We start from the raw sequence: 23,076 nt of genomic DNA on the forward strand, positions 1-23,076 counted from the left end.
ATCTCCATACAGGCCAGCAGCCGTGATGATGGCTGCATCACAGGCCGGACACACGGAAGCACCTGAACCCGCGCGATCAAATCTCCCGAACACCCCCTTGTATCCGGTGGGGCGTCCACACACGGACATTCATTCACCTTCAAGCTGCCGTTGACGTGGCGAGACGAAGCCACTGAGAGGCGGCCTCTCTGAACGGTCGATCACCAAGCACCTTTCGCTCTCTGCGCTCTGTTGAGAGGCCGCAGCTGGCGCTGCAATCGGTCGCCATGGTCGACTAGGTGGGATTAAGTGACTGTATTTCTCAAGCGTGATGTCAGCGACATCCTGCGAACGGCACAACGGCAGCTCCGTCCTTCATCACGAACCGAATGCCTCGCAACGCCCTGATGTCCTGCGACGGATCGCCAGCGACAGCGAGCAGGTCGGCGTGTGCGCCGGGCCGAAGGACGCCGAGTCCATCGTCGCGCAACAGCCGGCCTGCTTCCCATGTCGCGGTGCGTAGTGCCTGCGCTGGCGTCAGCCCCGCGTCGACATAACCCTCGAGCGTTCCGCGCGTGCCGGCCCCTCGACCAGGCGCGTACGGGAAATAGAGATCCGAGCCGAGCGCGATCCGTACGCCTGCCTTGTGGGCGCGCATCAGCGGTCTTGGAACATCTTCAACTGCTGCTCAATCTCACCGGGCGGAGGCTGTCGCTTCCACGACATCGAGAACTCTGTCACCATCTCGATCGAAGGATCGGTTGGGACGATCCACACGCCCTTGGCGGCCATCAGCTTCAATGTCGCATCGGATATCTCGTAGCCATGTTCGATCGACGACACGCCTGCCTCGACTGCCTCGCGGATCGCGGCATCGAAGGTTGCATGTGCCGCAACCGGAATGTTGTGCCGCCCGGCTTCGCTGACGATCGCCTGCATTTCAGCGACGGTCAGCCTGGTACGCTGAGGTGACGCTTCAGGGTACATCTTGATGACATCAGCGCCGCGGGCAATCGCGTCGCGAACGGCAGCGCGCGCATCGTCGGCGCCATTGATGACCCGATACTCGCCCGAGACGAGCCCATGTGGGTCCATCGGCAAAGGCTCGAACTGTCCGCCGGCCGGAGCGAGACCGGGACCGGAACCGAAGATGCGCGGGCCGCTCACCGTGCCGTTGGCGATCGCCTGCCCTAACACGAGATCGAGAAATTGGCCGGAGTTACTAAGGTCACGGATCGTCGTTACGCCGGCATCGAGATATTGCCGTGACCGGGGTATGCCGGTGAGGGTCCGCCCGACAGCGCCACCATGCGTGTTGTCACGGTCAATGGATTGACTCAGCGGCTCACCGAATTTCTGTTCTGCCAGAATGTGGGTGTGCGCGTCGATGAGACCTGGCAGCACACTGCAGCCGCGCGCGTCGATCTCACTCGCACCCGCCGGAAGCGCGATGCTAGGAGCGACCTCCGCGATGCGGTCGCCACGGATTAGGATGTCGCGGCCCGGAAGCATTTTCCCGCTCTCCGCATCCCAGAAATGGCCGGCATGAATGAGCGTGACCGGACCGGCCGGTCGCTGCGCCAAACCTTCGGTCGCCACCGTGGCGAGCAGCAGGTGCAGCAGGATCTTACGTGTGAGTTTCATTAAGACCTCTCCCCTCTTTGCTCGTCAGCGGTTCCCGATCATCACTGCGTTGTGAGCCAAGGCCGAGCGGCTCCGCGTCCGGCGCTCAGTTCCAAACGACCTAGATAAGTGGCACGGGTGGCTTACCCATGCAACACACCTAGCGTAGATGCCCAACCTCGCACGATGTTCGCGACGAAAGTGGACTCTGGCGCGGTGGAGATGCCGCACAGGTTCGAGGGCGAGCCATGCCGGCTCCGTCGCCCATACGCAGAGCCTACGAGATCCTTCGGGTCGCGGAGAAGCCGGGGAACAGCAACGCCAGCGCCAAGACGAAGACCAACAGTGCTCTGTTCATCACATCAGGCGCCCGACCCGACCGATCGTGACGGTAGCGGATCTTGATGGCTCGGCAGAGCAGCTCGGCGCGTTGCTCGGCGGGCGAGGATCATCGTGACTTCGGGCCGTGGCGCCGTAGAGCCTGCCGAAGGTGAGCGTCACGAAACGTTCGATCAGCCACTCTTGTGTGAGGTGTGACAAATGCCGCGTGCACGACTTCGAAGCAGGCGCTAAATTTCTTTGTAACGAGCGGGGGGCGCAATCCTTGCCGATGATGGACATTCGTCTCGAATTAGCGGCATCGATCATGAAGAGGTCGAGCGTAGTGCCCGAGAATGGATCGACGAGTTCAACCTCGGCGCGGATCCGCTTGGTCGTCGGGAACAGCGAGCCGATCAAAGGCAGCCGTGGGGCTGGTGCTGGCGAAGGGGAGCTGGTCGCCGCCTCATCAATGACGATCCGCAACATCGCGGTCGGTAGCGAGGGTTCGTGGTCGGCGATGGCGAGCTCGAACGCAAGCCGCAGTCGTTTGCACAGCTGATCGCGATCGCCATATCCCTTCCGTCGTCGCACCATTATGCCGCCGATGTGGTAGAGCCGCGGAGTGGCGGCGGGCGGGCCGCCGCACCACAGCACAGGTGCGCCGAGCAGAACACAGCGCCACGACACGGCGCCCTCCTCCCTTATCTTCATGAGTTCAACCTTGTGGAACGGGCGAGCCCCTCACGCAGGGCTCGCCCTTGATCAGACCAGCTGCCGCCGAAGCGCGGGCGCACGTCGACGGAGCGACGTACCGACGAGGCCGAAGCCCAGGATCATCATCGCCCAGGTCGCCGGCTCGGGCACCGCGCCGGCGCCGATCGCGCGCACATACCACTTGATGTTGTCGATGCCGACATTCTCCCCTGCGCCGAACCAGAGATCGACGACATTGCCATAACCGGCGTTGAACGTGACGTTCTGGTGGGTGGGGTAACCGGTGCCGAGCGAACCGGTCTGGTACCCGCCTGCGCCGGGGTTGACGTTGTAGGTCGCCGTCTGGCAGTTCGCCAGATTGACAAAGCAGCCGAGATCGAATGACTTGAGCGTGATCTCATAGCCAGCAGCGGCGCTCAACGTGATGCGGGCGCGGGTACGGAAATCGGTCGAGCCCTTGTTGCTGTACGCCACACCGACGAGATCGCCGTAACCGCGCTCGTAGTAATAAAGCGGGCCGCTGGGATAATTATCGTAGGTGCTGCCGAAATTGACCGAAACCTGCGCCGTACTCCCGTGCCCTTGGTCGATGGCGGCGTTATTGGTGCACAGTTCCCCACCGTTGCAGTAGTTGCCCTGCGTAAAATCCAGCATCTGCACCGCCGCCTCGGCCGGCATGGAGGTGAGCACAGCGAAGGCAGCCGTCAGCAGAGGCATGATCATCTTGTTCATTGTATCTCCCTTTCTTATAGCAGCAGCGATGCGGCGAGAGTCAGCCGCGAGCTTCTTGGATGGTCATTGGAATGTCGGCGGCTGAGCGTTTCGCCGGTCGCCGCCGCCTCGTTTACTATACCGCAAGGATGCAACGCTCATCCGTGTCGCGACGAAACAAGACGCCGCAGCGACGAAGCCGACATCGGTGTCCACGGCTCCGCGCCCCGCTAGTTACCCAGCCTCAGTCTGCCTCACAGTCGCCGGTACGCTGCCCTTTCAGCCGGATCTCCAGCGGTACCGGTAGCTCGGGCAGGCGCGAGGACGTTGTCGCATCGAACGCGGTGAGCGAGTAACTTGCGCTGATTGATGCCGAGCGGACCTGCGCGCCAATGCGGCAGGAGTGCGCGAGTTCGATTCGCCCTCCGCCGATCTGATCGCGCGTTATGACACAGTCTCCCGGCATCGGCCGGAGCGCGAACAATTGGGCGATGTCGTCGGCGCTCATACATTCGCTACTGACCTTTAGCGGCGCACCTTTGACCGTGGAGGTGACGCGGTAGGTGCCGGGGGTCGGCGCGCCCGACGGGCTTGCGGCACTGACCGCCCCGCAAGCGAGGCTTCCACTCAACCTGGCGCAGAAGCCGACGATGGCGAGCGCGAGCCTCATGCTCCGCACTGCCGCTCAGACGCGAGCGTCGCCAGACGCCCAAGTCGCTCCTGCTCTGCCGCGCTGTATTGAGGCGCGGCCGGTGCAGCCACGGACACATTCGATCGCGCCAACGCCTCGGCAGCCGATTGCCCCACTCCCTGCGCAGCAAGCGATCCGAGTGCCGAGCCGCCGCCCGCCACCATTGCCACGCCAGGAACCATGACCGACGCCATCGTCTTGGCAAAGCCGAACAAGCCTCGCTTCGTTTTCGCCGCTCGCTGCGCCTTGACCGCGCGCGCGGTGGCCGCCTCCTGGAGAACGCCGAGCTCAGCAGAGATCATCTCGCAGGTAAGCGGCTGCTCGTCGACGTTGAGCTCGCTACCCGAGGCGAGCGCCTGCTTGCTGTCTGCCTCTTGGGTCGAGGCCCATGAGACAGCCGGTTGAGCGAGCGTCAGCGCGGCGATGATCGTTGCGCCGACCAGCGACGGTATCTTCTTCATGGCGGTGTCCCTTCTCGAGCTGGGCGAGCCCAGATCGAGGAGCGCGCCACGTTAGGAGCCCGAACCGAAACTCGGAGCGGCTCCCCTCCGCGGCGCAATGCGCTCGACGTTTTACGTGCGCAGCGACGGCGCGACGGAAACCGATCCCGCTGCGACCAAGACGGCTTCGCTATGAAAGGCTGGTAATAGCCGGTGGGAAGCGCAGGCGCACGCGCCAGCCACCATTCGCGTCCGGCCCCGCTTCCAACGCCGCAGCATCACCGTACAGCGTTTCGAGACGCTGCCGCACGTTGGCGAGGCCCAGTCCGGTGCTCGTGATGCTGCCGCAATCGACGGCAACACCGGCGCCGCCGTCCCGAACCTCGATCACCGCTAAACCGTCCTCTTCCCACGCCGACAAGGCGATCGTGACCGGCTGCCGCGCCGGCGCGACGGCGTATTTGATCGCGTTCTCGACGAGCGGCTGCAGGATTAGGCTCGGCATCAGGATACGCGCGCGAAGGAGACGATCGACGTTGAGCTCGATGTTGAGCCGCTCGCCGAACCGGATCCGCTCGATTGCGACATAGCTGTCGAGTGCGGCGAGTTCCTGACCGAGCGGAACGATCGCATCGACATCCTCCTCCAGCGTCTGGCGCAGGAAATCCGACAAGCGCTCGATCATCTCGTCCGCCTCGCGCGCGCGTCCCGCACCGACGAGCGAGGAGATGGCATTGAGCGTGTTGAAGAGGAAATGAGGATTGAGCTGCAGTCTGAGCGCCGCCAGTCGCGCTCGGTCCGCACGTGCGCTGACCTCGAGCAATGCCATGCGGTCGGCAGCGCGGTCACGTACCTGCACCGTGAAGGCGATAAGGGTGATGTTCGCGAAGGTCTTGTAGAAATGCCCCTGCATCACGCGCGCGAAACGCTCGCGAATGATGTCGGCATGAGCGGCGTCGAAGCGCGGGATGACGCCGAGCAGACGGTTCTCGGCCAGATTGACCATGCTCTGCAGGGACGCGATCACGAGCGCGACGACGAAGAAAATGAGCCATTTTTGCCACGGCGTCGCCTCGTGGAGTGCCAGCACGAGCGGGTAGGCAGGAAGAACGAGTAAAGCGACCAGTACGACCGCCGGCACGTCCATCGGTATGTCGTACAGCCAGCCGAGGCGACCGCTGAGCGTCTCGGTGAGCTGGTAAACGCCGAGCACGAGGAGCCAACTCGTCAGCGTCATCCAGACGACCTGGCGCCCCTCCGGCGTGGTCCAGATGTCGCGGCGCAGCATTCCCATAGGCGCGATCCTGCCCGGCGCTTACCCAAGCAGCAATCCCGTCGCGGGCTCAGCCTGCGACCAAAGTGGACAAGGGTGCGACGGGGCCGCTCGTGCGCGTGGCCAAGGGTGCTAAGTTGACGCCGGCGCTGGTATGCAGCGGTACCGAGGTGAGTGTCATGCGGGCAATCCTGATCGACGACGAGGCATTGGCGATCGAGCGCCTCGCGACCGGACTGGCGGCGATCCCCGAGGTCACGGTGGTTGCCACCGCGACCGGAGCGTCGGAGGGATTGTCGCTAATCGAGCAGCTGCGTCCAGACCTCGTCTTCCTCGACATCAATATGCCTGGCATGAGCGGCATCGCCCTGGCCGAGCAGCTGATGGAGCAGGCCACCTCACCCGAGATCGTGTTCGTCACCGCGTTCGATCAATATGCGGCTCAGGCCTTCGACATTGAAGCGGCCGACTACCTGCTCAAACCCGTAGGCGCTGAGCGACTGCGCATGAGCGTGGCACGCGCACTGCGTCGGCGCCGCGCCCGCGCCGTGGACGCCGGCGACGTAACCCAGGTGACGTCAGCCGCTATACCGGTCGGCAGCTACGACAATGCACTGTGGGTCCCGGTGAAGCAGGGCAGCGTGCTGCTGCCGATTGAGACGATCAACCTGATCGAGGCCGCGAAAGACTATGTGCTGCTCCACACCGACCTCAAGGCGCATATCCTTCGCGCCAAAATGAGCGAGCTCGAGCAGCGCCTCGATCCAAGGGTCCTGCTGCGGGTGCATCGTTCGTACATCGTACGGCTCGCCACGGTGACGGCAGTCGAGCGGCCGGGCCGTGGCATTCTCCGGCTGCGGCTGGCTGATGACAGCTCGGTGCAGGTCGGGCCGCTGTACATGGACGAGGTCGCGGAAGCACTGAAGTTGACGGCTCGTTGAGGTGACGATGGACCACTACATGACCGTGGGCGCGCGCGATCAGGCCGCGTCGGTCGCCTTCTACGACGCTGCGCTGGGGGCGATTGGCTGGGCGCGCCACGCGGACGTCGCTGGTTGGTCCTGCTACTCGCAGGGGGGCACGGGGGGCGGCATCGTGCTGTTCGTCGGTGCGCCCTTCGACGGCGCGAAGCCGAGCGCCGGCAATGGTCTGATGATCGGCTTCATCAGTCCCTCACGCGAGCAGGTCGATTTGTTCCACGCGGCGGCGTTGGCAGCCGGCGGCACCTGCGCCGGCGCGCCGGGCGAGCGCGCGCGCTACGGACCGGGCGTCTACGCCGCCTATGTGCGCGACCCGAGTGGCAACAAGATGTCGGCCGTTCATCGCGGCTAGCCGGGTGGTCCGCTGGCAGCCCTTCCGGCGAGAGAGGGCGCACATCACGCCAGCGCGCTCCGCGCGGCGGCGTCGAGCCAGGGCCCAAGCACCGCTGGTTGCTGCGCCAGCGCCAGGATCGTGACTGTGACGAGGAAGGCTGCCGACCCCTCACGCAAGGACCTGCCTCGCGTCGGCGCGACATGCCGCATCCGCGTGGCAGCGGGACGTGACTGATTGGATGCCCGTCGCAGCGCTCGCTGCGACAGACCCTGCATCATCTCGATCATGACAGATTCCCCTTTGGTCCGCCTCGAGCCTTCCGCCAACGCCGCGTGGCGCCTCTCAGGCGAGCGATGCCGCAGCGCCGAAGGAGCGCAACATGGCACGCCAGTTGTCGGCCGACATCGTCGCCTTGTACTCGTCCTGCATCTCTGGCGTGAGCACCTCGATCATCTGGCGTCCCTCGATCCAGATCTCGACGACGCCGAACATGCCGCCACGCTTGCGATATTTCGCCGGCCATCCCTCGCGCGCCGCGATCGACATCACCTCCTGCTGGCTGAGCGACGTGCCGATCGCCGCATGCGTCGCCGTGAACGGCTCACGTCCGGTCGCTTCCCCTACCGCGTCGGCATCACCTTCGGCTTCCCGCAGAACCGTGTCGATGGGATAGACCTCGAGCGCGCTGCGGTGCTCATCCCTGGCGAGAACGATCCAGCCATTGTCGGAGACCGGCGGAAAAAACAGCGCGTCGCCTGCCCATAGCTCAGCAAGCACCTCGGCAACGTGACGCGGATCGTGCGCAGCGATGGAAACATGGAACAGCATGGTGAGATCCCCCTCTTTGTCCTGAGCGGATTAGCTTAGTGGCACAGATTGTGTCAACATGAATTTGACACAGCCTGTGCCGATAATTAGATCGCCCACATGCCTGACCACGCCGTCGACGTACCCTCCTCCGCCATCCCATCGCCGCGCAATCGCAAGAAGGAGGTGGCTCGCAACCGCATCGCTGACGCGGTCATTCAGCTGATGGCCGACGGTCGGACGGACCTGAATCACGATGTCGTCGCCGAGGTGACAGGTATCAGTCGCCGCACGGTGTACCGCTATTACGCCGATCGCGAGCAGCTGCTCGCCGCGGCCAGCACGCGCGTCCGGGAGCTCGCTGGCAGTCGCGTGATCTTTCCTGACAACGAGGAGGATCTTCGCGACACGCGCTCCATCTACCTAGGCCTGGACCGCATCGCGCCGATCGCCACGCTCGTCCGCTCGACGCCGCAGGGTCGCGCCATGCGCATGGCGCAGAAGGCAGATCGCCAGCAGAGCTACCGCGCCGCGACGGCTGACGCGGTGCGGAAGCTCCCGGAGCCCGACCGCACTCTCGCGACCGCGATGCTGCAGGTGTTGCATACGACGCCGTGGCTCGAGATGCGGGATCACTGGGACCTGGACGGTGAGCAGATCGCGCGCGTGACCGGCTGGGCCATCCGCGTATTGCTGGCTGATCTTCGAGCGCGAGACGGTAAGCCGCTGGATCAATGAAGGACGGAGCGGACGGCCATAGGCAGCCACGGCCGGACCGGCGGCGCTTGGTGCTGACCGATTGGCGGGAGGTCGCCCTACGTCACGCATGCGAAGGCTCGATGAACCAGACGTCCCCCGTTTGAGCGTTGACGATCAAGCGAAAGCGGCGGATGTGATCGAGGCCGAGCAGCATGGCTGGACGATCACTCCAGCCGAACGTCTGGAAGACGCTGAGATCCGCAACCTTGATCGTCGTCGCGCCCAAATCATGACCGGGCAGCCGCATCGAGGCGACGCTAGCTGTACGAAGCGTTGTCGCCTTATCGTTCGCACCTCTGATCGATCGCAGCGGAGCAGCGATCGCCGTCAGCCTGGCCTGTTTCGCAAAAGCCTCGTTGGCGCGGCTCTCGCGGGCCCCAGTGTCGATGATGGCTTGGCCCGCGACACCGTCGAGGACGACGGGGATGGCAAGCAGCCCTCCCGTGACCTTTGCCGCTCGCACGGGTCTGCCCAGGGATCGCCTGAGCCGACCTGCCGCTGCGCGATCATGGAACAGCGCACGTCCGCGTGCGAAGTCGAACTCGACGAGATAGCCTCGCATCACGTCCAGACCGACGATGCCCGCCACATCCGGTCGGTCCGGCTGGTCCGCGAGCTCGACGACGGTTAGCGGGCCATGCCGAACAGCATCGATCGCCAACGTGCGGACGGTGCGGAGCGGCAGCGTGGTGGAGCCCGTCTGGCCCACGAGTCGCTCCTCCCCTGCATTGGGCAGAGCACTCTTGTGAGCGAATCCACGATAGACCGCGGTCCCCTCCGCCCCGGTGTCGACGATGAAGGCCGCAGCCTTCTGTCCGTTGATCGATACCGGCGCGACGAGGTGCCCGCTCGATGCCAGAGTGAGCGGGGCTGCCGTGATGGCGCTGGCTGCGGCGAGAAGCGCCGCAGCCATGATCACAGGGGCTAATCGGCCCCAGCGTCGCGCGCTCATCAGGCTGTGACGCAGTCGGCCGAGCCGCTGCGCCGACGCACCACGCCGCCGACCAGCGCGAAACCGACGATCATCATCGCCCAGGTGGCAGGCTCGGGCACAGCTGGAGTGCTTGGCAGGTCGATCGGCGGCCCGGAGCGGATGCCGTTGATCTGCAGGTTGTCGATCTGAACGCCGGCATACTGGATCGCGTGATCCGAGGTAAAACGGAAGCCGAACAGCTGATCGCGTTCCAGCGCCGCAAGGTTGAATTTGTAGGATCCGCTCCCCGTGCCGTAACCTTGCGTGATCTGCCCGAAGGTATTGAAAACTAGGGCACCCGCCGCATCATAATGGCCGGTAAACCAGGTCACGTAATCGTAGGAGCGCTCCGTGTACTCGGTGAGGTCGAAGGTGAAGTCGATGTTCTCGTATGCGTTCAGCCCGAGATCAGCGATGTAAAGGCTGCGCTCGTTCGGCGAGTACTCTGCGCTGTGCCCGAGGAAGCCGTTGTGAACTCCCCAGCTGCCGGCGACGTTGGAGACGACGCTCTCCTTTGCGCCAAGGCCGCTGGAGAAATCCTGCGAGAAGATGGTTGCCGCACTGGCTGGCGTTGCGGCCGCTGCCAAAACGCTGGCGATGAGTAATGGGGTAATCCGAAGCATGATGCACTCCCTCTGTTTGCCAGACGCGCGTCATCACACCCGGACGAGCGCCTTTTATTTTCGGTTGATCCGCTGCCGGGCTGCAGCGGGACTGATGCAGCTGCGCCTAGCTTCCTTGAGAAGCTTTGGCGCTCACAAGCCCAAGGAATGCAGCGTAGGTTGAGCCATAGCCAGGCATGGCCTTCATGCGCCGCAGCCACGCGACGACGTTCGGACATTCGTCGAAGTCGAACACGATCAGTTCTGACAACGTGATGTACGAGAAGGCGAGGAAGTCGGCGATCGTGATTGAACAACCCGCTATGAAGCCGTCGCGCAGGCGTTCGTCGAGGACCGACATGATCTGGCGAACGGCCGGCGCCGCAACCTGCTGCATCTCGGCTACACTCGCGGCCGACAGGCCTGCGGGCACGCCAAGCGCTGCGGGGTAGACCGAGAACACATCGAGCCAGATCCTCACGTCCGTGCTAGCCCAACTCATCGCCTCATCGACGCGAGCCTGTTCTTGATCGTCACGGCCCAAATAGTCCGGCGCCAGCCTTCTCGCGAGATAGCGGAGAATGGCAGCTGCCTCGGTCAGCACGAAGTCACCATCGACCAGCACTGGGACGTGTCCCATCGGATTGACCGCCAGGAACGCCGGCGCACGCGTCTCGCCTGCCAGAAGGTCAACCAACTCGAGCTGCAACGCGAAACCTGCTTCGGCCGCGAAGAACGTGACCGGGCGTGATGTTGTCGAGATCGGATCGTAGTAGAGCTTCATCGTGGCGCCCCTTTCTTACCGCGGAGATACGTGCCCCTCAGGAATGGCTCAAACCCCTTTCCTGACCGAGCGCTATGCGGCAGTGAATAGGCGTGGACGATTGGGATGATATCCGCTGGTTCCTCGCTGTGGCGGAACATGGCAGCACGTTGGCCGCGGCACGAGCGTCGCGGGTCAGCCAGAGCACCATATTCCGTCGGATCGCCGCGCTGGAGGCCGCGCTTGGTCTGTCCTTGTTCGAGCGGCGATCAAGCGGCTACACTCTCACCGAGGACGGCGCCGCCTTACTCCCCATAGCTGCGCAGATCGCCGCGAATGTTGAGCACCTGTCGCGCGTTGCAGCGGAACGTCAGCGCAGCGTCGCAGGCACGGTGCGACTGTCTGCGCCCGAGATTGTCCTCGCGCACGTTCTGCCGCCCGTGATCGGTCGCTTTCGCGCGCTCTATCCAGCGGTAAAGCTCGAGCTCGTCGCTACTGATCGCAGGGTCGACCTCGCAAGTGGCGAAGCGGACGTGGCGTTGCGGGGCGGCTTGGCTCCAACAGATCCTTCGTTATTTGGACGACGCCTAACCTATGACCGCTCCGTCGTAGCGGCGAGCAGAGCCTATGCGGATGCTGCAGGTCTGCCGCAATCACTCGCTGACCTGAGAGACCATCCGCTCATTCGTTTCGATCCTCCCGGCGCCCCTACCCCCCTGCTCGATCAGCTCGTGGCGTGCTTTCCCGACGAAGCCGTTGTCCTGCGTCCAAATACGATGACAGCGGTTGTAGCGGCCGTGCGGGGTGGCCTTGGCCTCGGCATATTGCCGCGCTTCGTCGTCGACCGCGAAGCGGACCTCGTCCACGCGCCAATCGTGCTGCCGCTGCCCGTGTTCGAACTGTGGATCATCACGCATGAGCGACGCCGACACTCGGCCCCTGTCCGGGCGCTGATGGATTTTGTGGCGGCGTATGTACTGGCCGAGCAGCCGCAGGCAGACGAGTAGGCACTGACTGACCGACGACCCACAAGTGGACGTTCAGGCCGCCGTGCTCGCTTCCCAGCTTCGGTCGTTCATTCATGTAGACTTATCCGCTCGCCGGAAGTGACGTACCGAGGACGCGGATCGACGAAAAGTCGGACAAAGCTATCGATTGCCCCCTTCGCTGAGAACGACCGGTAGCGCTGAAATCGACCATTCTTGGTGTAGCGAAGAGCCTGCGCGGCTGCCCGGTTCGACCTGAACACCGGAAGAAGCCTAGCGGCTCGGGTCTCAACCCAGAGTACATTCCGAGTGGATGTCGGCCCAACCACCGATCGCGCGATCGACGCTAGATGGGGATGGTGGGTGAAGAAGAGGACCTGCGTCAACCTCGCGAGCTCCGCCAGCACTCGAGAACCCGCTTCGGAACGGTCGTCGTCGAAGTTGACGAAGAGATCGCCGGCTAGGAACGGCAGGCGCACGCCCGCTGCGACAGACGGCTCGACGGCGGCCAGGCGCAAAACGAGGAAACAGCTGGTCGGTGGTTCCCTCGCCCATGGCGCCGACCTCGAGAATGTTCCCGCCGTCATCACGGACTCCAAGGAACCGCGGCGAGGCGGCGTCGCTGTCGCTCTGCACCGCCGGTTAACGTCCGATCGCCTGTCCTTTATCCCGAATCTCACGCTTATCGGCAAAGAGTTTGCCGTTGGAGTGTTGCGTCCGTATCAATCTCGTTGATTGAATTCCAAGCCGGTCGTCACTGGATCAAAGGTTACTTCCAGATCCTTTCGTTGTCTGAAGAGCTCTTCGCTAAATAGCTTTCGATGGCGTCGCCGACGCTACTGATAATCTTGTCGCGCGGCGTCGCATGCAACGCCGGTATTTCAAGAACGTAGCGGCAAAATACTAGGCCGAGCAATTGCGAGGCGATCAACGCAGCTGCCCTTTCACCTTTTACACCGGTGACGATTTTTACAGTAGCGTTCAGCTGCTCGTAAAAGATTGAGACAAGTCTCTCCTTTGCTTCCGTATGATCGAGGCTGGCTCGCAGCAACGCAACAAGGTCTCCGCCGCTCCCACTCGTGTCCCAGTCTCTTGTAACATGGGTTACCAGGATTTCACTGGCAGCTTTGTAATCCATTCCCTCAAATGACGGAAGGACAAGATCGAACTGGATCGCTGCGGCAAATACACCTGCCTTTCCACCAAAATATCGGACTAGCATGGCCGGGACGACGCTAGCGCGCTCGGCGATTTGTCTAACGGTAGCTCGTTCGTAGCCAACTTCCGCAAACACGGATCGCGCCGCCGCAACGATGCGGTCCTTCGCCGCTTGCGACCGAGATGTCCCCTGTACGCGTTTCACTTGTTCGCCCCCAGTTTGCAAACATGCGTTTGCAAAAGCCTTGCGTTTGTGCGAACAGGTGTTTGCACGGACGCCATTTCTGAACAAGTCAAAGCGTTGGTTAGATGAACACGGTGTCGGAGCGCAGGGCTGCTATCCAAGGGGCATAATCGTCGGTTGCGAACCTCGCCGCATGGACGCCCCAACGGGAGAGAGCCTTTCAAGATGCCGCGACCCACGTTTCGATTTTCTAGGTCTTAATCGAACTTCGCTGTCATGAACCCGACAAAGGAGGAGAGATTGGATAACTCGTATAGCTTCGCAGCCATCCGCGGCGTTCAAGCTAACCGCGCCTACTACGTCGCGATGGTGCCGATGAAGACGCTGCAGCGGCTGTTCCAGTTTGATGATGAGGAGCTGCCGCCCGGCCTGCGCGCCCAGCGCGAGCTAAACCGGACGCGCATCCCCTCCATCGCCCGGTACATCAACGCGAACCCCAACGAATACGTGCTGTCGGCGCTGTCGGCATCCATCGGCGGGGCGTTCCGCTTCGAACCGTTTCCCGGGCAGCGCTCGGTTGGCACGCTTTGCGTCGACATGGCCGCCACGATCCTCATCAACGACGGCCAGCACCGCCGCGCCGGCATCGTCGAGGCGTTGCGGGAGCGTCCGTCGCTTGGCGACGAGACGATCGCCGTGACGCTGTTCCCCGACGAAGGGCTCGAACGCTCGCAGCAGATGTTTGTGGACCTCAACCAGCATGGCGTTAAGCCGGCCCGCTCGCTCCGTCTCTACTATGACGGTCGCGACGACGCGGCACAGCTGACGAAGGCGGTCACGGTGGCGATCCCGCTGCTGCGCGACCTGACCGATTTCACGCGCTCCAACCTGCCCGCTTGGTCGCGCAAGCTCTTCGCGTTCAGCAGCCTTCATACGGCGACGGCCACGCTCGTAGCGGACGCGGCGCTGGGCGCGACCGCCGACGAGCCGGCCGCGGCGATCGAGTTCTGGCAGACGGTCATCGACAACATGCCGGACTGGCTTGCCGTGGGTCGTCGCGAGGCTTCCCCGTCCGACCTTCGAAGGGACACAGTCCACGCGCACGGCATCGCGTTGGAGGCGATCGCCATCGCCGGTGCGCGGCTGCTGGCGCACCGGCCCGACGACTGGCGCGACGGCCTTGCCGCGCTCCGGGACATCGACTGGTCCCGCGCCAACTCGGACCTCTGGGAGGGTCGCGCGCTGGTGAACGGTCGGGTCAACCGGTCGCGGACGAGCGTGCTGCTCACGGCTGAACTCATTTCCCGCTCGATAGCGCACAAACAAGCTGACGGGGGCGGGACGATCGTCTAGGATTCCGGATGAGGCGGGTTAGTTATGAAGAAGATCGTTGAAAAAGAGGGCGTTGCGCGTTTGACGCGCATGCACGACGACGTTCGCGAGATATACCTCGCGGACAGCCGTCCGTGGGTCGTGGGTTATTCCGGCGGCAAGGATTCCACCACCGCGCTGCAACTCATCTGGAGCGCGATCTCCGCGCTCCCCCCGGAAAAGCGCACCAAGAAGATCTACGTCATCAGCTCCGACACGCTGGTCGAGACGCCAGTCGTGTCCAACTACATCGACGTGTCTCTTAAGCGGATCGCGGAGGCCGCGGTCGAGCAGGGGATGCCGATCGTCACGCACAAGGTGGTGCCGGAGGTCGACAAGAGTTTCTGGGTGAACCTGATCGGCCGAGGATACCCCGCGCCGTCGCGCCGCTTCCGGTGGTGCACCGAGCGGCTCAAGATCGAGCCCGCCAACGACTTCATCAAGAGCCGCGTGGCGGAGTTCGGCGAAGTCGTTATGGTGCTCGGCGTGCGGCGCCAGGAGTCCGCCACCCGCGCCCAGGTCATGTCGCTGCACAGCATCGAGGGCTCCCGCCTATCAAAGCACTCGTCTCTCCTGAACGCCTTTGTCTACGCGCCGATTGCCGACTTCTCGACCGACGACGTCTGGACCTACCTGCTCCAGAACCAGTCGCCATGGGGCAACGACAACCGCGACCTCGTCGCGATGTACCGTAACGCCGCGTCCGGCGAATGCCCGCTCGTCGTTGACACCTCGACGCCCTCGTGCGGAAATTCGCGCTTCGGCTGCTGGGTGTGCACCGTCGTCGAGCGGGACAAGGCGATGGAGGCAATGATCGATTCCGGTGAGGAGTGGCTGACGCCTCTGCTCGAATTTCGCGACAAGCTGTCGGACACGCAGGATCCCGCGCGCAAGCTCGAGTTCCGCGACCACAGGCGCCGGACCGGCAACGTGTCCTTCATCGGCGACACGGACCGTGTGATGCCGGGGCCCTACACGATGGAGTTCCGCCGCGAGCTCTTGAAGGGTCTGCTCGAGACCCAGCGCCAGGTCGCCGACGAGGCACCTGCTGGCGAAGCGCCGATCCTGATCCACGAGGCGGAGCTGCACGAGATCCGGCGGCTCTGGCGCACAGAGCGAGGGGATTGGCAGGACTCCGTCCCACGCATCGTACGCGAGACACTGGGCAAGGAAGCCGGATTCGTCGAGCCGGACTGGGTCGCCGAGGACTCGGTCGCCTTCACCGCCGAGGACGGCGAACTGCTGGGCTCGATCTGCGCGGACAACGACGTTCCGCTTGAACTCGTGATGAAGCTGCTGGACGTCGAACGCGCGTCGCACGGCCTCAAGCGCCGGCACGCCGTGCACACCCGCATCGAGGAGGCGTTCAAACTGGATTGGCGCGAGATCGACCTTGTAGTCGCCGAGCGGCGCGAGAAGCTGGGCATCGGCGCGCCGTCGGTGTCTGAAGCTGCGATCGACGACGATGCCGAACTGCCCTTCGACGCAGAGGAGGACGCGCGATGATCCTCCGCAACATCGAGATGGAGAACTTTGGCCTCTATTCGGGTCGGCAGGTGCTCGATCTGGTCCCAAGGAAGCGCGCAGGCCGCGACACGCCGGTCGTGCTGTTCGGCGGGCGAAACGGCGCCGGCAAGACCACGCTGCTCGAGGCGGTCCGGCTCGCGCTGTACGGCCGCCTAGCGCTCGGTCACCGCGTCGGACAGGCGGAATACGAGAGGCACCTGCGCGGCCGCATGCACATCGGACCCGGCGGACGGGTCGCAGGCTCGGCATCGGTTGGCCTGGAGTTCGACTATTCCGAGGGCGGCCGGATACAGCGCTACCGCGTCACGCGCCGCTGGACTGCGAAGGGCGCCGGTATCGTGGAGACGCTCGTCCTCGAGAAGGACGGCAAGCCGGTCGAGTCCGTGCCGCGCGAGGAGTGGCACCACTTCCTGCAAGAGCTTATCCCGCCCGGCGTCTCGCAGCTCTTCTTCTTCGACGGCGAGAAGATCGCCGACATCGCCAACGACGAGATCGACGAGGGCCTGGCGGACGCGGTCCGCGGCTTGCTTGGGATTGAGCTGGTCGGCCGCCTCCGGACCGACCTGGGGCTGTTCATGGCTCGGCGATCCAAAAGCGGCGACGCGGTTACCGCAGCCAAGCTCGAGGAGGTGGTGCGCGAGGACGAGAAGCTCGAAGTCTGCATCACGGCGATGCAGGACACCGTCGCCGAGCTGATCTCCCGCCGCGCGGGCCAAGCGCGCCTAGCCGCGACTGCGCGCCAACGGTTCACGGCAGAAGGCGGCGACGCGGCCAATCAGCGCGCCACGCTCGAAGCGGCGCGCGACGAGACCCGGCATCAGCTGGGCCGCCGCGAGACCGAGCTGCGCGAACTCGCGGGCGGCCTGCTGCCGTTCGCGATGGCGCCCCGGGTGGGCGAACGCCTAATGCAGGTTTTGTCGAAGTCGACCGGCGGCAGCGGGGCCGAGGCGGCAGCGCTGCGTGAGCGCCTGCTGTCGTGGCGCGCGAGCGGGCATCCCCCGCGGAACGCCGCGTGGAAGGAAAGCCACTGGCGCGACCTGGACAGCTTCCTCACGGCCGAGGCGCTGTCGCCGGCCGCGTCGTTGGACGAACCGCTGGCGGATTTGGAGTCAGGCGAGCGTGCGGTGCTGCTGCATCAGCTGCGCGAGGTCCGCGAGATTACCGTCGCCCGGTCGGCGCTGATCTCGTCCGAATTGCACCGCCTCAACGGCCGCCTAAAGGACATCGAGGCGAACCTCGTCCGCGCCTCCGGCGAAGGCGCCGGCGTGGTGCTCGATGAGCTCGTGCTCGCCGAGCAGCAGGTCGGCGCGATCGAAGCCGAGCTGAAGGCGCGCGAGGAGGAGCTCAAGACGCTCCTGTTCCGCCGCACGACGCTCCGACGCGAGCGCGAGCGCCTGCTCAAGGCGCAGTCGGAAGCTGCCGCGGCGGAGGGCCGCGCCGCATTGGCGGGGCGCATCGGCGTCGCCCTGCAGCAGTACGAGGACCGACTGCTGGAAGCCAAGCTGAGCAGGCTGCAGTCCGAGTTCGTGCAACGCTTCAATCACCTCGCGCGCAAGGGCGGCTTCGTGGCCGACGCGCAGATCGACCGGGCGACGTTCGAGACCACGCTGATCGACCGCGACGGCAACGAGATTACGAAATCCGCGCTTTCCGCCGGCGAGAAGCAGATCTACGCGATCGCTATGCTGTGGGCGCTCGCTCACACGAGTGGCCGCGCGCTGCCGATGATCATCGACACGCCGCTCGCCCGACTGGATTCCGAGCACCGTACGACGCTCGTCGAGCGTTACTTCCCGGAGGCAAGCCACCAGGTAATCGTTCTCTCCACTGATACGGAGGTGGACGACAAGCTACTGAAGCGGCTCATGCCGGCCGTCAGCCACACCTACCGGCTCGACTACAACCCTGACCAAAGGTCGACGTCGGCCCGTCCCGGCTACTTCGACGACGAGGAGGAAGCACCCCATGCGCTTCACCAAACTTAAAATCTCGGCCGATGCCGAGAGCCGGCTGCGGTCGCTCCGCCAGCGGACCGGCCTCACGCCGAACCTGCTGTGCCGGATGGCAATTATGCTGTCCCTCGAGGAGGGACCGGTCGGTTCCGGCACGGACACCGACGAGGGCGGGAGCGAGTTCAACGCCTACACGCTCACCGGCGACCACAACCGGCTGATCTTCGCCATGCTGCGGCTGGTAGAGGAGGAGCAGGCGGGGGGCCGCGTGGCGGATGACGAGCTGCTCGCCCGGCTTCGCGCGCATATCCACCGCGGCGTCGGCACGCTCTCCGTCAGGGCGAAGGCGCCGGCGGACGTTGCGCTGCTCGCGGCGGCTGCATGACGACTGCGGCGGACGCGCCGCTCTACCTCGACCACAACGCGACCACCCCCGTCGACCGGCGCGTTCTGGAAGCGATGCTGCCGTTTTTCACTGAGGTGTTCGGCAACCCGTCCAGCGTCGAGCACGTCCACGGCAACCGCGCGCAGGCCGCGGTCACGAAGGCCCGCGCGCAGGTGGCCGCGCATCTTGGCGCGCGCGAGAACGAGATCGTGTTCACGGGCAGCTGCACCGAAGCCAGCAACATCGCCATCCTGGGCGCCGCACGCGCGCAGGCGGGCCGCCGTCACGTGGTCACCTCCGCCGTCGAGCATCCCGCCGTCATGGAGCCGATGCGGCAGCTCGAGCGCGAGGGCTTTGAGCTCACCGTGATCGGCGTCGACGAGTTCGGCCGCGTCGACGCCGGCGAGGTCGCGGCTGCACTGCGAGACGACACGGCGCTCGTGTCGATCATGGCGGCCAACAACGAGGTCGGCACCATCCAGCCGTTCGGCGAAATCGGTGCCGCCTGCGAGGCGCTGGGCGTCCTGTTCCACACCGATCTCGCCCAGCTGCTCGCCCACCGTCGGGTCAACGTGCAGGACGAACACATCCACCTGGCAAGCGTGTCGGGCCACAAGGCTTATGGGCCGAAGGGCGTGGGCGCACTCTACGTGCGATCGCGCTCGCCCCGCGCCCGGCTGGAGCAGACCGTGTGGGGTGGCGGCCAGGAGCGCGGTCTACGTTCAGGCACGCTCGCGACGCCGCTGATCGTCGGCATCGGCGCCGCCCTGGAGATCGCCGGACGCGAGGGTGAGCGGGAAGGCGTGCGGCTACGGACGATGTGCGACGCACTCATCGCCCGCGTCACAAGGGCGGTGGATGGCGTCAAGCTCAACGGCCACCCGACGGAGCGCATACCAGGCAACGTCTCGCTGTCGATCGACGGCGTCGAGCCGCTGGCGCTTATGCACCGGCTCAACGAGGTCGCCAGCTTCTCGGCGTCCAGCGCCTGCGCTACCGACAAGGTCAAGACAAGCGACGTGCTGATCGCGATGTTCGGCGACACCCCACGTGCCCGGCAGTCGTTCCGGGTGTCGCCTGGTCACGGCACGACGGCCGAGGACCTGGACGCGTTCGCGACTGCTGTCATCGACGTTGCCGGCGAGCTCAGGAGGTTCGCGGCCTGATCACGGTCAGGTTTCGCCCAAGCCGCTTCGCACGCGCGCGTTGAACACTGCGATCCATGCCTCATGCTCGTCCTTAAGGTGCTCCACGAGCCTTTGGACGGTCGCATCGTCGATCGCCTGGGGTTTCCCGTGGGCGAAGTCGTTGCGCTTGTGGTGGATGTCTTTCATCATCTCAGACACCCGCTCGAAGCCATGCGCGGCGAGGTCGTCGAAGTAGGTTGTGTTGAAATTGATCCTGTAGAGATCGAAGACTCGGCTGCCGATGCCGGAATACCGGCGGAGCTGGTCCGCAAGGACGCGCTTGGGCAGCGACCGCATGGCCGTGCGGTGAAGCCGCTCGATACGGGTCTCGAAATACGTCCAGAACAACAGGACCAGCGCAGCGCGTGGTGATGGCCGCCCGCCGTCTGGGAAATGGACGAGGCGTCCGAACTCCTCTGCGGGACGCTCCCACTCGCGCTGAAGCATCTCCAAATAGACGTAATCCTCGTATCGCCCCTCAGCGCCCATGAACGCACGAGGCACGGTGAACTCGACCTCGCCGTCGGAGGAAGTCTCTGGCGTTAGGTCGTAGGGAGGTCCACCGCAGGCCGGGCACGGCGTCTCGATGTGCCGAATCCCGCGACAGTCATGGCCACAGACGACATACCCCGCCCATAGGCTTGTCCAAGACCCACCAACGGCGTCGTCGATCCACATGGCAGGCAGCTATCTACCTACGCCGGGAAGGGTTCGCCGGCCGTTGCAGCTCAATTCTGTCCGGTCACCCTGCATCGATCGCCTTGGCGATCAGCGCCGGGTAGCTCTGAAGAAACTCCTCCACGTGGAAAGGACGCTGCTCACGGTTCTCGGCCAGATACTCATACCCGCCGCTCGCGTAGGCATTCATCCGGCGCATGCCGAAGTCGGTTAGGTCGTTCGTTCCGTTGGGGTGGACCAGCTTCTTGAACAGCTCGCGGACCTGCGCCTTGTCGGTGCGGTTGACGCCAGTGAACTTCAGCTCGGCGATTACCAGCAGCCCGATGATGAAGTGCCGTGCCGGACGGTATTCCTCAACGAAGCGCTCGGTGAGGTCGGTGGCGGCGGTAGACTCGCTCGACCGACCCGACGCGAAGCCCGCCATCAGGCAAAGGTAGTAGACGTCCCACTTGACCTTGAACGGCGGTGCGTCGCCGATCTCGCGGAACCACTTCTCGGCGTCCTTGCGCAACCTGAAGTACGCCATCAAACCTCCTCCTCGATATCGAAGCCCTCGAAGAAGGCTTGGTCGTGCACGAGCACGGAGCTCTCGGTCACCGTCGCGCGGTCCGCCGGCACCTGCGCCATGAGCGGTAGCGTTCCGGGGGTCCGACGGAACATCGTCAGGTAGCGCACGTCCGAGGACGCCGCCTGAAGGGCGGGTACGAAGCCCTCCCGCTCGGTGTTGATCGTTAAGCCGACGAACTGTTTGGTGAGCTTGGGTATCAGCGTGCCGATCCGCCGCCTGACGCCGGCGTCGATCGGGTTGGCGGGACTGTCGACGACGAGCGGCAGGTCGTTGTTGCCGCGGTTGAGCACCGTCATAAGAAACACGTAGCCCACCGAAAGCGTCTGGCCAACGCTGGCGCCGGACTGGCCCGAAAGCCGGAGCGAGCGGTCGATGCCGGCGATCCTCAGCGGATCGTTGACCAGCACCTTCGCGATCGTTTCGTTGCAGGCATCGATCAGCTCGCGCTTGATCTCCGCCCTGGCCAGCTCGCCCGTGCGCTTGAGGATGCGAACGATCAGCTCGGTTTGGCGGCGCACCGTCAGCGTGTCGGTGAGCTTCGCGATTCGGCTGCCGATCGCCCTGATCTGGCGCTCTAGCGAGGCCATCGACCATGTCTCGACATCGACCTCATCCTCGTCGAGCTCCTCGCCCGCTGCGTCGATGTCCTCAAGCAGCTTCTTGCAGCCCTCGTACTTCTCCATCGCCAGGACCTGCTCCGCCTCCCAGGCGTCGATGTCGGTCTCGCCAGCGTCCTTCAGCTGCTTCTTGAGGGTGTCCACTTCCTGCGTCGCGAGCCGCTGCTCCTTTCGCGCGGTGGCGAGCTCGGCCACCAGCGCCGCGAACATGGCGTTAGGCGAGCCTTCGCCCTCGATTTCGCCGACGCCCTCGATGTCGGCCTTGAGCGCGTTGATCGTGCCCGCGTCGGCGGCGTCGAGGTATCGCTCGGACCGCGCGCGTATCTCCTCCCTCGCACCTTCCGTCATCTCGCGTCCGCAGATGCAGTCGACCTCCTCGAGCAGCTCTTGGAAGAACTGCGCCGAGGAGTTCTCAGGCAGCCGCAGCTTGTCCAGACCCTCCTTGAGCTGCACCAGGTCTCGGCCGAACGCGGTGTGCAGCGCGATCGGCATGCGCAGCGCCTGCATCGCGTCGCCGGAGACGCGCGTCAGCTTGTTGGCGGCGGAAGCGAGCGTCTCCTGAGCCGCGTCGAAGCGCTCGCGCGTCTGCGCCCCGCCGCTCAGCTTGGCCTTTATGCGTCGATCGAGCTCCTCGATCTCGAGGGCCAGCTTGTTGGCACCCACCTGCGCGTTCTCCCGGTAGCGCGCGACCTCGGCCTTGCGTTTGAGGAGCGCACGATGGCTCTCCTGCAGCTTCGCCAGTCCGGCCTCCGTCTTCACGGGTGCCTGCTTGGCCTTCCGGTTCCAGGCCTCCTCCGCGAAGCCGGCGACGTCGTCGAGTACGTATAGCTGGCACAGCGCCTCAATCGCGTACTCCGCCTCGAGCTGCCGCTGGTCGAACAGCTTTCCAGCGAACTCGCCATCGAAGATGAAGAGGTTGAGGAACTCGGGCTTCAGGAACCGACGGACCGACGGCAGCGGAACCCAGTTTGGCTGGACGCCGCCGCTACCTGGATTGGTGGTCCGGTAGACCGCGGTGCCGCGGCCGAAGTCGAGCGTGAGCTCGAACGTTAGCGGCTTGCCGTCCACCGCTAGCCGGACGACGAAGACACCCTTCTCGGTCGGCGAGCCGGGGCGGCGGAAGTCCCGTACCTCCGTTTCCGACCAGTTGGTGGCCGACCCGTTCATCGCCGCCTCAAGTAGCGACAACGTGGTCGTCTTGCCGGTGCCGTTGGGCATCTGGATCAACGACACGGCGGACGGCTCCATCCCGTCCGCCAGATCGACCTTCACATCCGGGCAGCGCATGCCGTCGCTGGACCAGCCGAGGAGGCTAATCCGCATCGGTTTCACCGAAGTCGAGCTGATTCCTTATGACGTCGTAGATCTGCATCTGCGCGTCGACGCTGGCATCGCCCTCGCTCAACGCGAGCAGCCAGGCCTGTAACTGCTTGGCGACCTCGGGAGGCTGACCCTCCTCAGCGACCGCCTCGCGCAACGAGCGCGTCACCGCT

The 23,076-nt window shown here is 64.6% G+C and carries 26 protein-coding genes; 9 read left to right on the top strand and 17 right to left on the bottom strand.

Annotated elements, in window-relative coordinates:
• Positions 1-313: 313 nt before the first annotated feature.
• The 7 genes from KZ813_RS19075 to KZ813_RS19105 all read right to left on the bottom strand — a co-directional run bounded on the left by KZ813_RS19075 (position 314) and on the right by KZ813_RS19105 (position 5,773).
• Positions 314-637 (bottom strand): amidohydrolase family protein, encoded by a 324-nt coding sequence (locus KZ813_RS19075; RefSeq protein ID WP_219756583.1) that lies wholly within the window; start codon positions 635-637, stop codon positions 314-316.
• A complete protein-coding gene (locus KZ813_RS19080) occupies positions 637-1,623 on the bottom strand; it encodes an amidohydrolase family protein (protein WP_219756584.1) in 987 nt (328 codons plus the stop codon). Before KZ813_RS19080 ends, KZ813_RS19075 begins: the two co-directional genes overlap by 1 nt.
• A gap of 336 nt (positions 1,624-1,959) precedes the next feature.
• Positions 1,960-2,634 carry a hypothetical protein gene (locus tag KZ813_RS19085; protein ID WP_219756585.1) on the bottom strand — a complete coding sequence of 225 codons (675 nt, stop codon included), beginning with the start codon at positions 2,632-2,634 and terminating at the stop codon, positions 1,960-1,962.
• Between the two features lie 51 nt (positions 2,635-2,685).
• Positions 2,686-3,369 (bottom strand): PEPxxWA-CTERM sorting domain-containing protein, encoded by a 684-nt coding sequence (locus KZ813_RS20295; RefSeq protein WP_258046963.1) that lies wholly within the window; start codon positions 3,367-3,369, stop codon positions 2,686-2,688.
• Between the two features lie 223 nt (positions 3,370-3,592).
• Positions 3,593-4,018 (bottom strand): DUF3617 domain-containing protein, encoded by a 426-nt coding sequence (locus KZ813_RS19095; RefSeq protein WP_219756586.1) that lies wholly within the window; start codon positions 4,016-4,018, stop codon positions 3,593-3,595.
• Entirely contained in the window at positions 4,015-4,500 is a 486-nt protein-coding gene (locus KZ813_RS19100; protein ID WP_219756587.1) for a hypothetical protein, read from the bottom strand. Before KZ813_RS19100 ends, KZ813_RS19095 begins: the two co-directional genes overlap by 4 nt.
• Positions 4,501-4,669: 169 nt before the next feature.
• Positions 4,670-5,773: a sensor histidine kinase gene (locus KZ813_RS19105; RefSeq protein WP_219756588.1), complete on the bottom strand. Its 1,104-nt coding sequence runs from the start codon at positions 5,771-5,773 to the stop codon at positions 4,670-4,672.
• A 92-nt stretch (positions 5,774-5,865) separates the two neighbouring features.
• On the opposite strand from KZ813_RS19105, the gene KZ813_RS19110 reads away from it, so the two are divergent.
• Positions 5,866-6,693, top strand: coding sequence for a LytR/AlgR family response regulator transcription factor (locus KZ813_RS19110; protein ID WP_219756589.1), 828 nt, complete (start codon positions 5,866-5,868; stop codon positions 6,691-6,693).
• A gap of 7 nt (positions 6,694-6,700) precedes the next feature.
• Complete coding sequence (locus tag KZ813_RS19115; protein WP_219756590.1) at positions 6,701-7,084, top strand: VOC family protein; 384 nt, start codon at positions 6,701-6,703, stop codon at positions 7,082-7,084.
• Positions 7,085-7,128: 44 nt separating this feature from the next.
• On the opposite strand, the gene KZ813_RS19120 is transcribed toward KZ813_RS19115, so the two are convergent.
• Together KZ813_RS19120 and KZ813_RS19125 are read right to left on the bottom strand one after the other, a co-directional pair.
• A complete protein-coding gene (locus tag KZ813_RS19120; RefSeq protein WP_219756591.1) occupies positions 7,129-7,353 on the bottom strand; it encodes a hypothetical protein in 225 nt (74 codons plus the stop codon).
• 55 nt (positions 7,354-7,408) lie between these two features.
• Positions 7,409-7,894, bottom strand: a complete 486-nt coding sequence (locus tag KZ813_RS19125; RefSeq protein ID WP_219756592.1) for a hypothetical protein — start codon at positions 7,892-7,894, stop codon at positions 7,409-7,411.
• Positions 7,895-7,993: 99 nt separating this feature from the next.
• Here KZ813_RS19125 and KZ813_RS19130 point away from each other — a divergent pair, with 99 nt between their 5' ends.
• Entirely contained in the window at positions 7,994-8,611 is a 618-nt protein-coding gene (locus KZ813_RS19130; protein WP_219756593.1) for a TetR/AcrR family transcriptional regulator, read from the top strand.
• Between the two features lie 82 nt (positions 8,612-8,693).
• Here the strand turns inward: KZ813_RS19130 and KZ813_RS19135 are convergent, their stop codons facing one another.
• The 3 genes from KZ813_RS19135 to KZ813_RS19145 form a co-directional block, all read right to left on the bottom strand.
• Complete coding sequence (locus KZ813_RS19135) at positions 8,694-9,545, bottom strand: aspartyl protease family protein (protein WP_219756594.1); 852 nt, start codon at positions 9,543-9,545, stop codon at positions 8,694-8,696.
• A 38-nt stretch (positions 9,546-9,583) separates the two neighbouring features.
• Positions 9,584-10,228, bottom strand: coding sequence for a PEPxxWA-CTERM sorting domain-containing protein (locus tag KZ813_RS19140; RefSeq protein ID WP_219756595.1), 645 nt, complete (start codon positions 10,226-10,228; stop codon positions 9,584-9,586).
• Between the two features lie 106 nt (positions 10,229-10,334).
• Entirely contained in the window at positions 10,335-10,991 is a 657-nt protein-coding gene (locus KZ813_RS19145; RefSeq protein WP_219756596.1) for a glutathione S-transferase family protein, read from the bottom strand.
• A gap of 92 nt (positions 10,992-11,083) precedes the next feature.
• Here KZ813_RS19145 and KZ813_RS19150 point away from each other — a divergent pair, with 92 nt between their 5' ends.
• Complete coding sequence (locus KZ813_RS19150) at positions 11,084-11,977, top strand: LysR family transcriptional regulator (protein ID WP_219756597.1); 894 nt, start codon at positions 11,084-11,086, stop codon at positions 11,975-11,977.
• Between the two features lie 748 nt (positions 11,978-12,725).
• Here the strand turns inward: KZ813_RS19150 and KZ813_RS19155 are convergent.
• A complete protein-coding gene (locus KZ813_RS19155) occupies positions 12,726-13,319 on the bottom strand; it encodes a TetR/AcrR family transcriptional regulator (protein ID WP_219756598.1) in 594 nt (197 codons plus the stop codon).
• A gap of 255 nt (positions 13,320-13,574) precedes the next feature.
• On the opposite strand from KZ813_RS19155, the gene dndB reads away from it, so the two are divergent.
• Genes dndB through KZ813_RS19180 form a run of 5 tightly spaced genes read left to right on the top strand, consistent with a single transcriptional unit; the run spans position 13,575 to position 19,699 of the window.
• Positions 13,575-14,651, top strand: a complete 1,077-nt coding sequence (dndB, locus tag KZ813_RS19160; RefSeq protein WP_219756599.1) for a DNA sulfur modification protein DndB — start codon at positions 13,575-13,577, stop codon at positions 14,649-14,651.
• Positions 14,652-14,675: 24 nt separating this feature from the next.
• Entirely contained in the window at positions 14,676-16,175 is a 1,500-nt protein-coding gene (gene dndC, locus KZ813_RS19165; protein WP_219756600.1) for a DNA phosphorothioation system sulfurtransferase DndC, read from the top strand.
• Positions 16,172-18,181, top strand: coding sequence for a DNA sulfur modification protein DndD (gene dndD, locus KZ813_RS19170; protein WP_219756601.1), 2,010 nt, complete (start codon positions 16,172-16,174; stop codon positions 18,179-18,181). The genes dndC and dndD overlap by 4 nt, the downstream gene beginning before the upstream one ends.
• A complete protein-coding gene (gene dndE, locus KZ813_RS19175; protein WP_219756602.1) occupies positions 18,162-18,533 on the top strand; it encodes a DNA sulfur modification protein DndE in 372 nt (123 codons plus the stop codon). The genes dndD and dndE overlap by 20 nt, the downstream gene beginning before the upstream one ends.
• A complete protein-coding gene (locus tag KZ813_RS19180) occupies positions 18,530-19,699 on the top strand; it encodes a cysteine desulfurase family protein (protein ID WP_219756603.1) in 1,170 nt (389 codons plus the stop codon). Before dndE ends, KZ813_RS19180 begins: the two co-directional genes overlap by 4 nt.
• Positions 19,700-19,705: 6 nt before the next feature.
• Here the strand turns inward: KZ813_RS19180 and KZ813_RS19185 are convergent, their stop codons facing one another.
• From KZ813_RS19185 to KZ813_RS19200, 4 genes are all read right to left on the bottom strand, one after another.
• Entirely contained in the window at positions 19,706-20,398 is a 693-nt protein-coding gene (locus tag KZ813_RS19185; protein ID WP_219756604.1) for a hypothetical protein, read from the bottom strand.
• A 64-nt stretch (positions 20,399-20,462) separates the two neighbouring features.
• A complete protein-coding gene (locus KZ813_RS19190; protein WP_219756605.1) occupies positions 20,463-20,924 on the bottom strand; it encodes a hypothetical protein in 462 nt (153 codons plus the stop codon).
• A complete protein-coding gene (locus KZ813_RS19195) occupies positions 20,924-22,906 on the bottom strand; it encodes a hypothetical protein (RefSeq protein ID WP_219756606.1) in 1,983 nt (660 codons plus the stop codon). Before KZ813_RS19195 ends, KZ813_RS19190 begins: the two co-directional genes overlap by 1 nt.
• Positions 22,896-23,072 (bottom strand): hypothetical protein, encoded by a 177-nt coding sequence (locus KZ813_RS19200; RefSeq protein ID WP_219756607.1) that lies wholly within the window; start codon positions 23,070-23,072, stop codon positions 22,896-22,898. Before KZ813_RS19200 ends, KZ813_RS19195 begins: the two co-directional genes overlap by 11 nt.
• Between the last annotated feature and the right edge of the window lie 4 nt (positions 23,073-23,076).

The sequence above is a fragment of the Sphingomonas folli genome (assembly GCF_019429525.1).
GTDB lineage: Bacteria > Pseudomonadota > Alphaproteobacteria > Sphingomonadales > Sphingomonadaceae > Sphingomonas > Sphingomonas folii.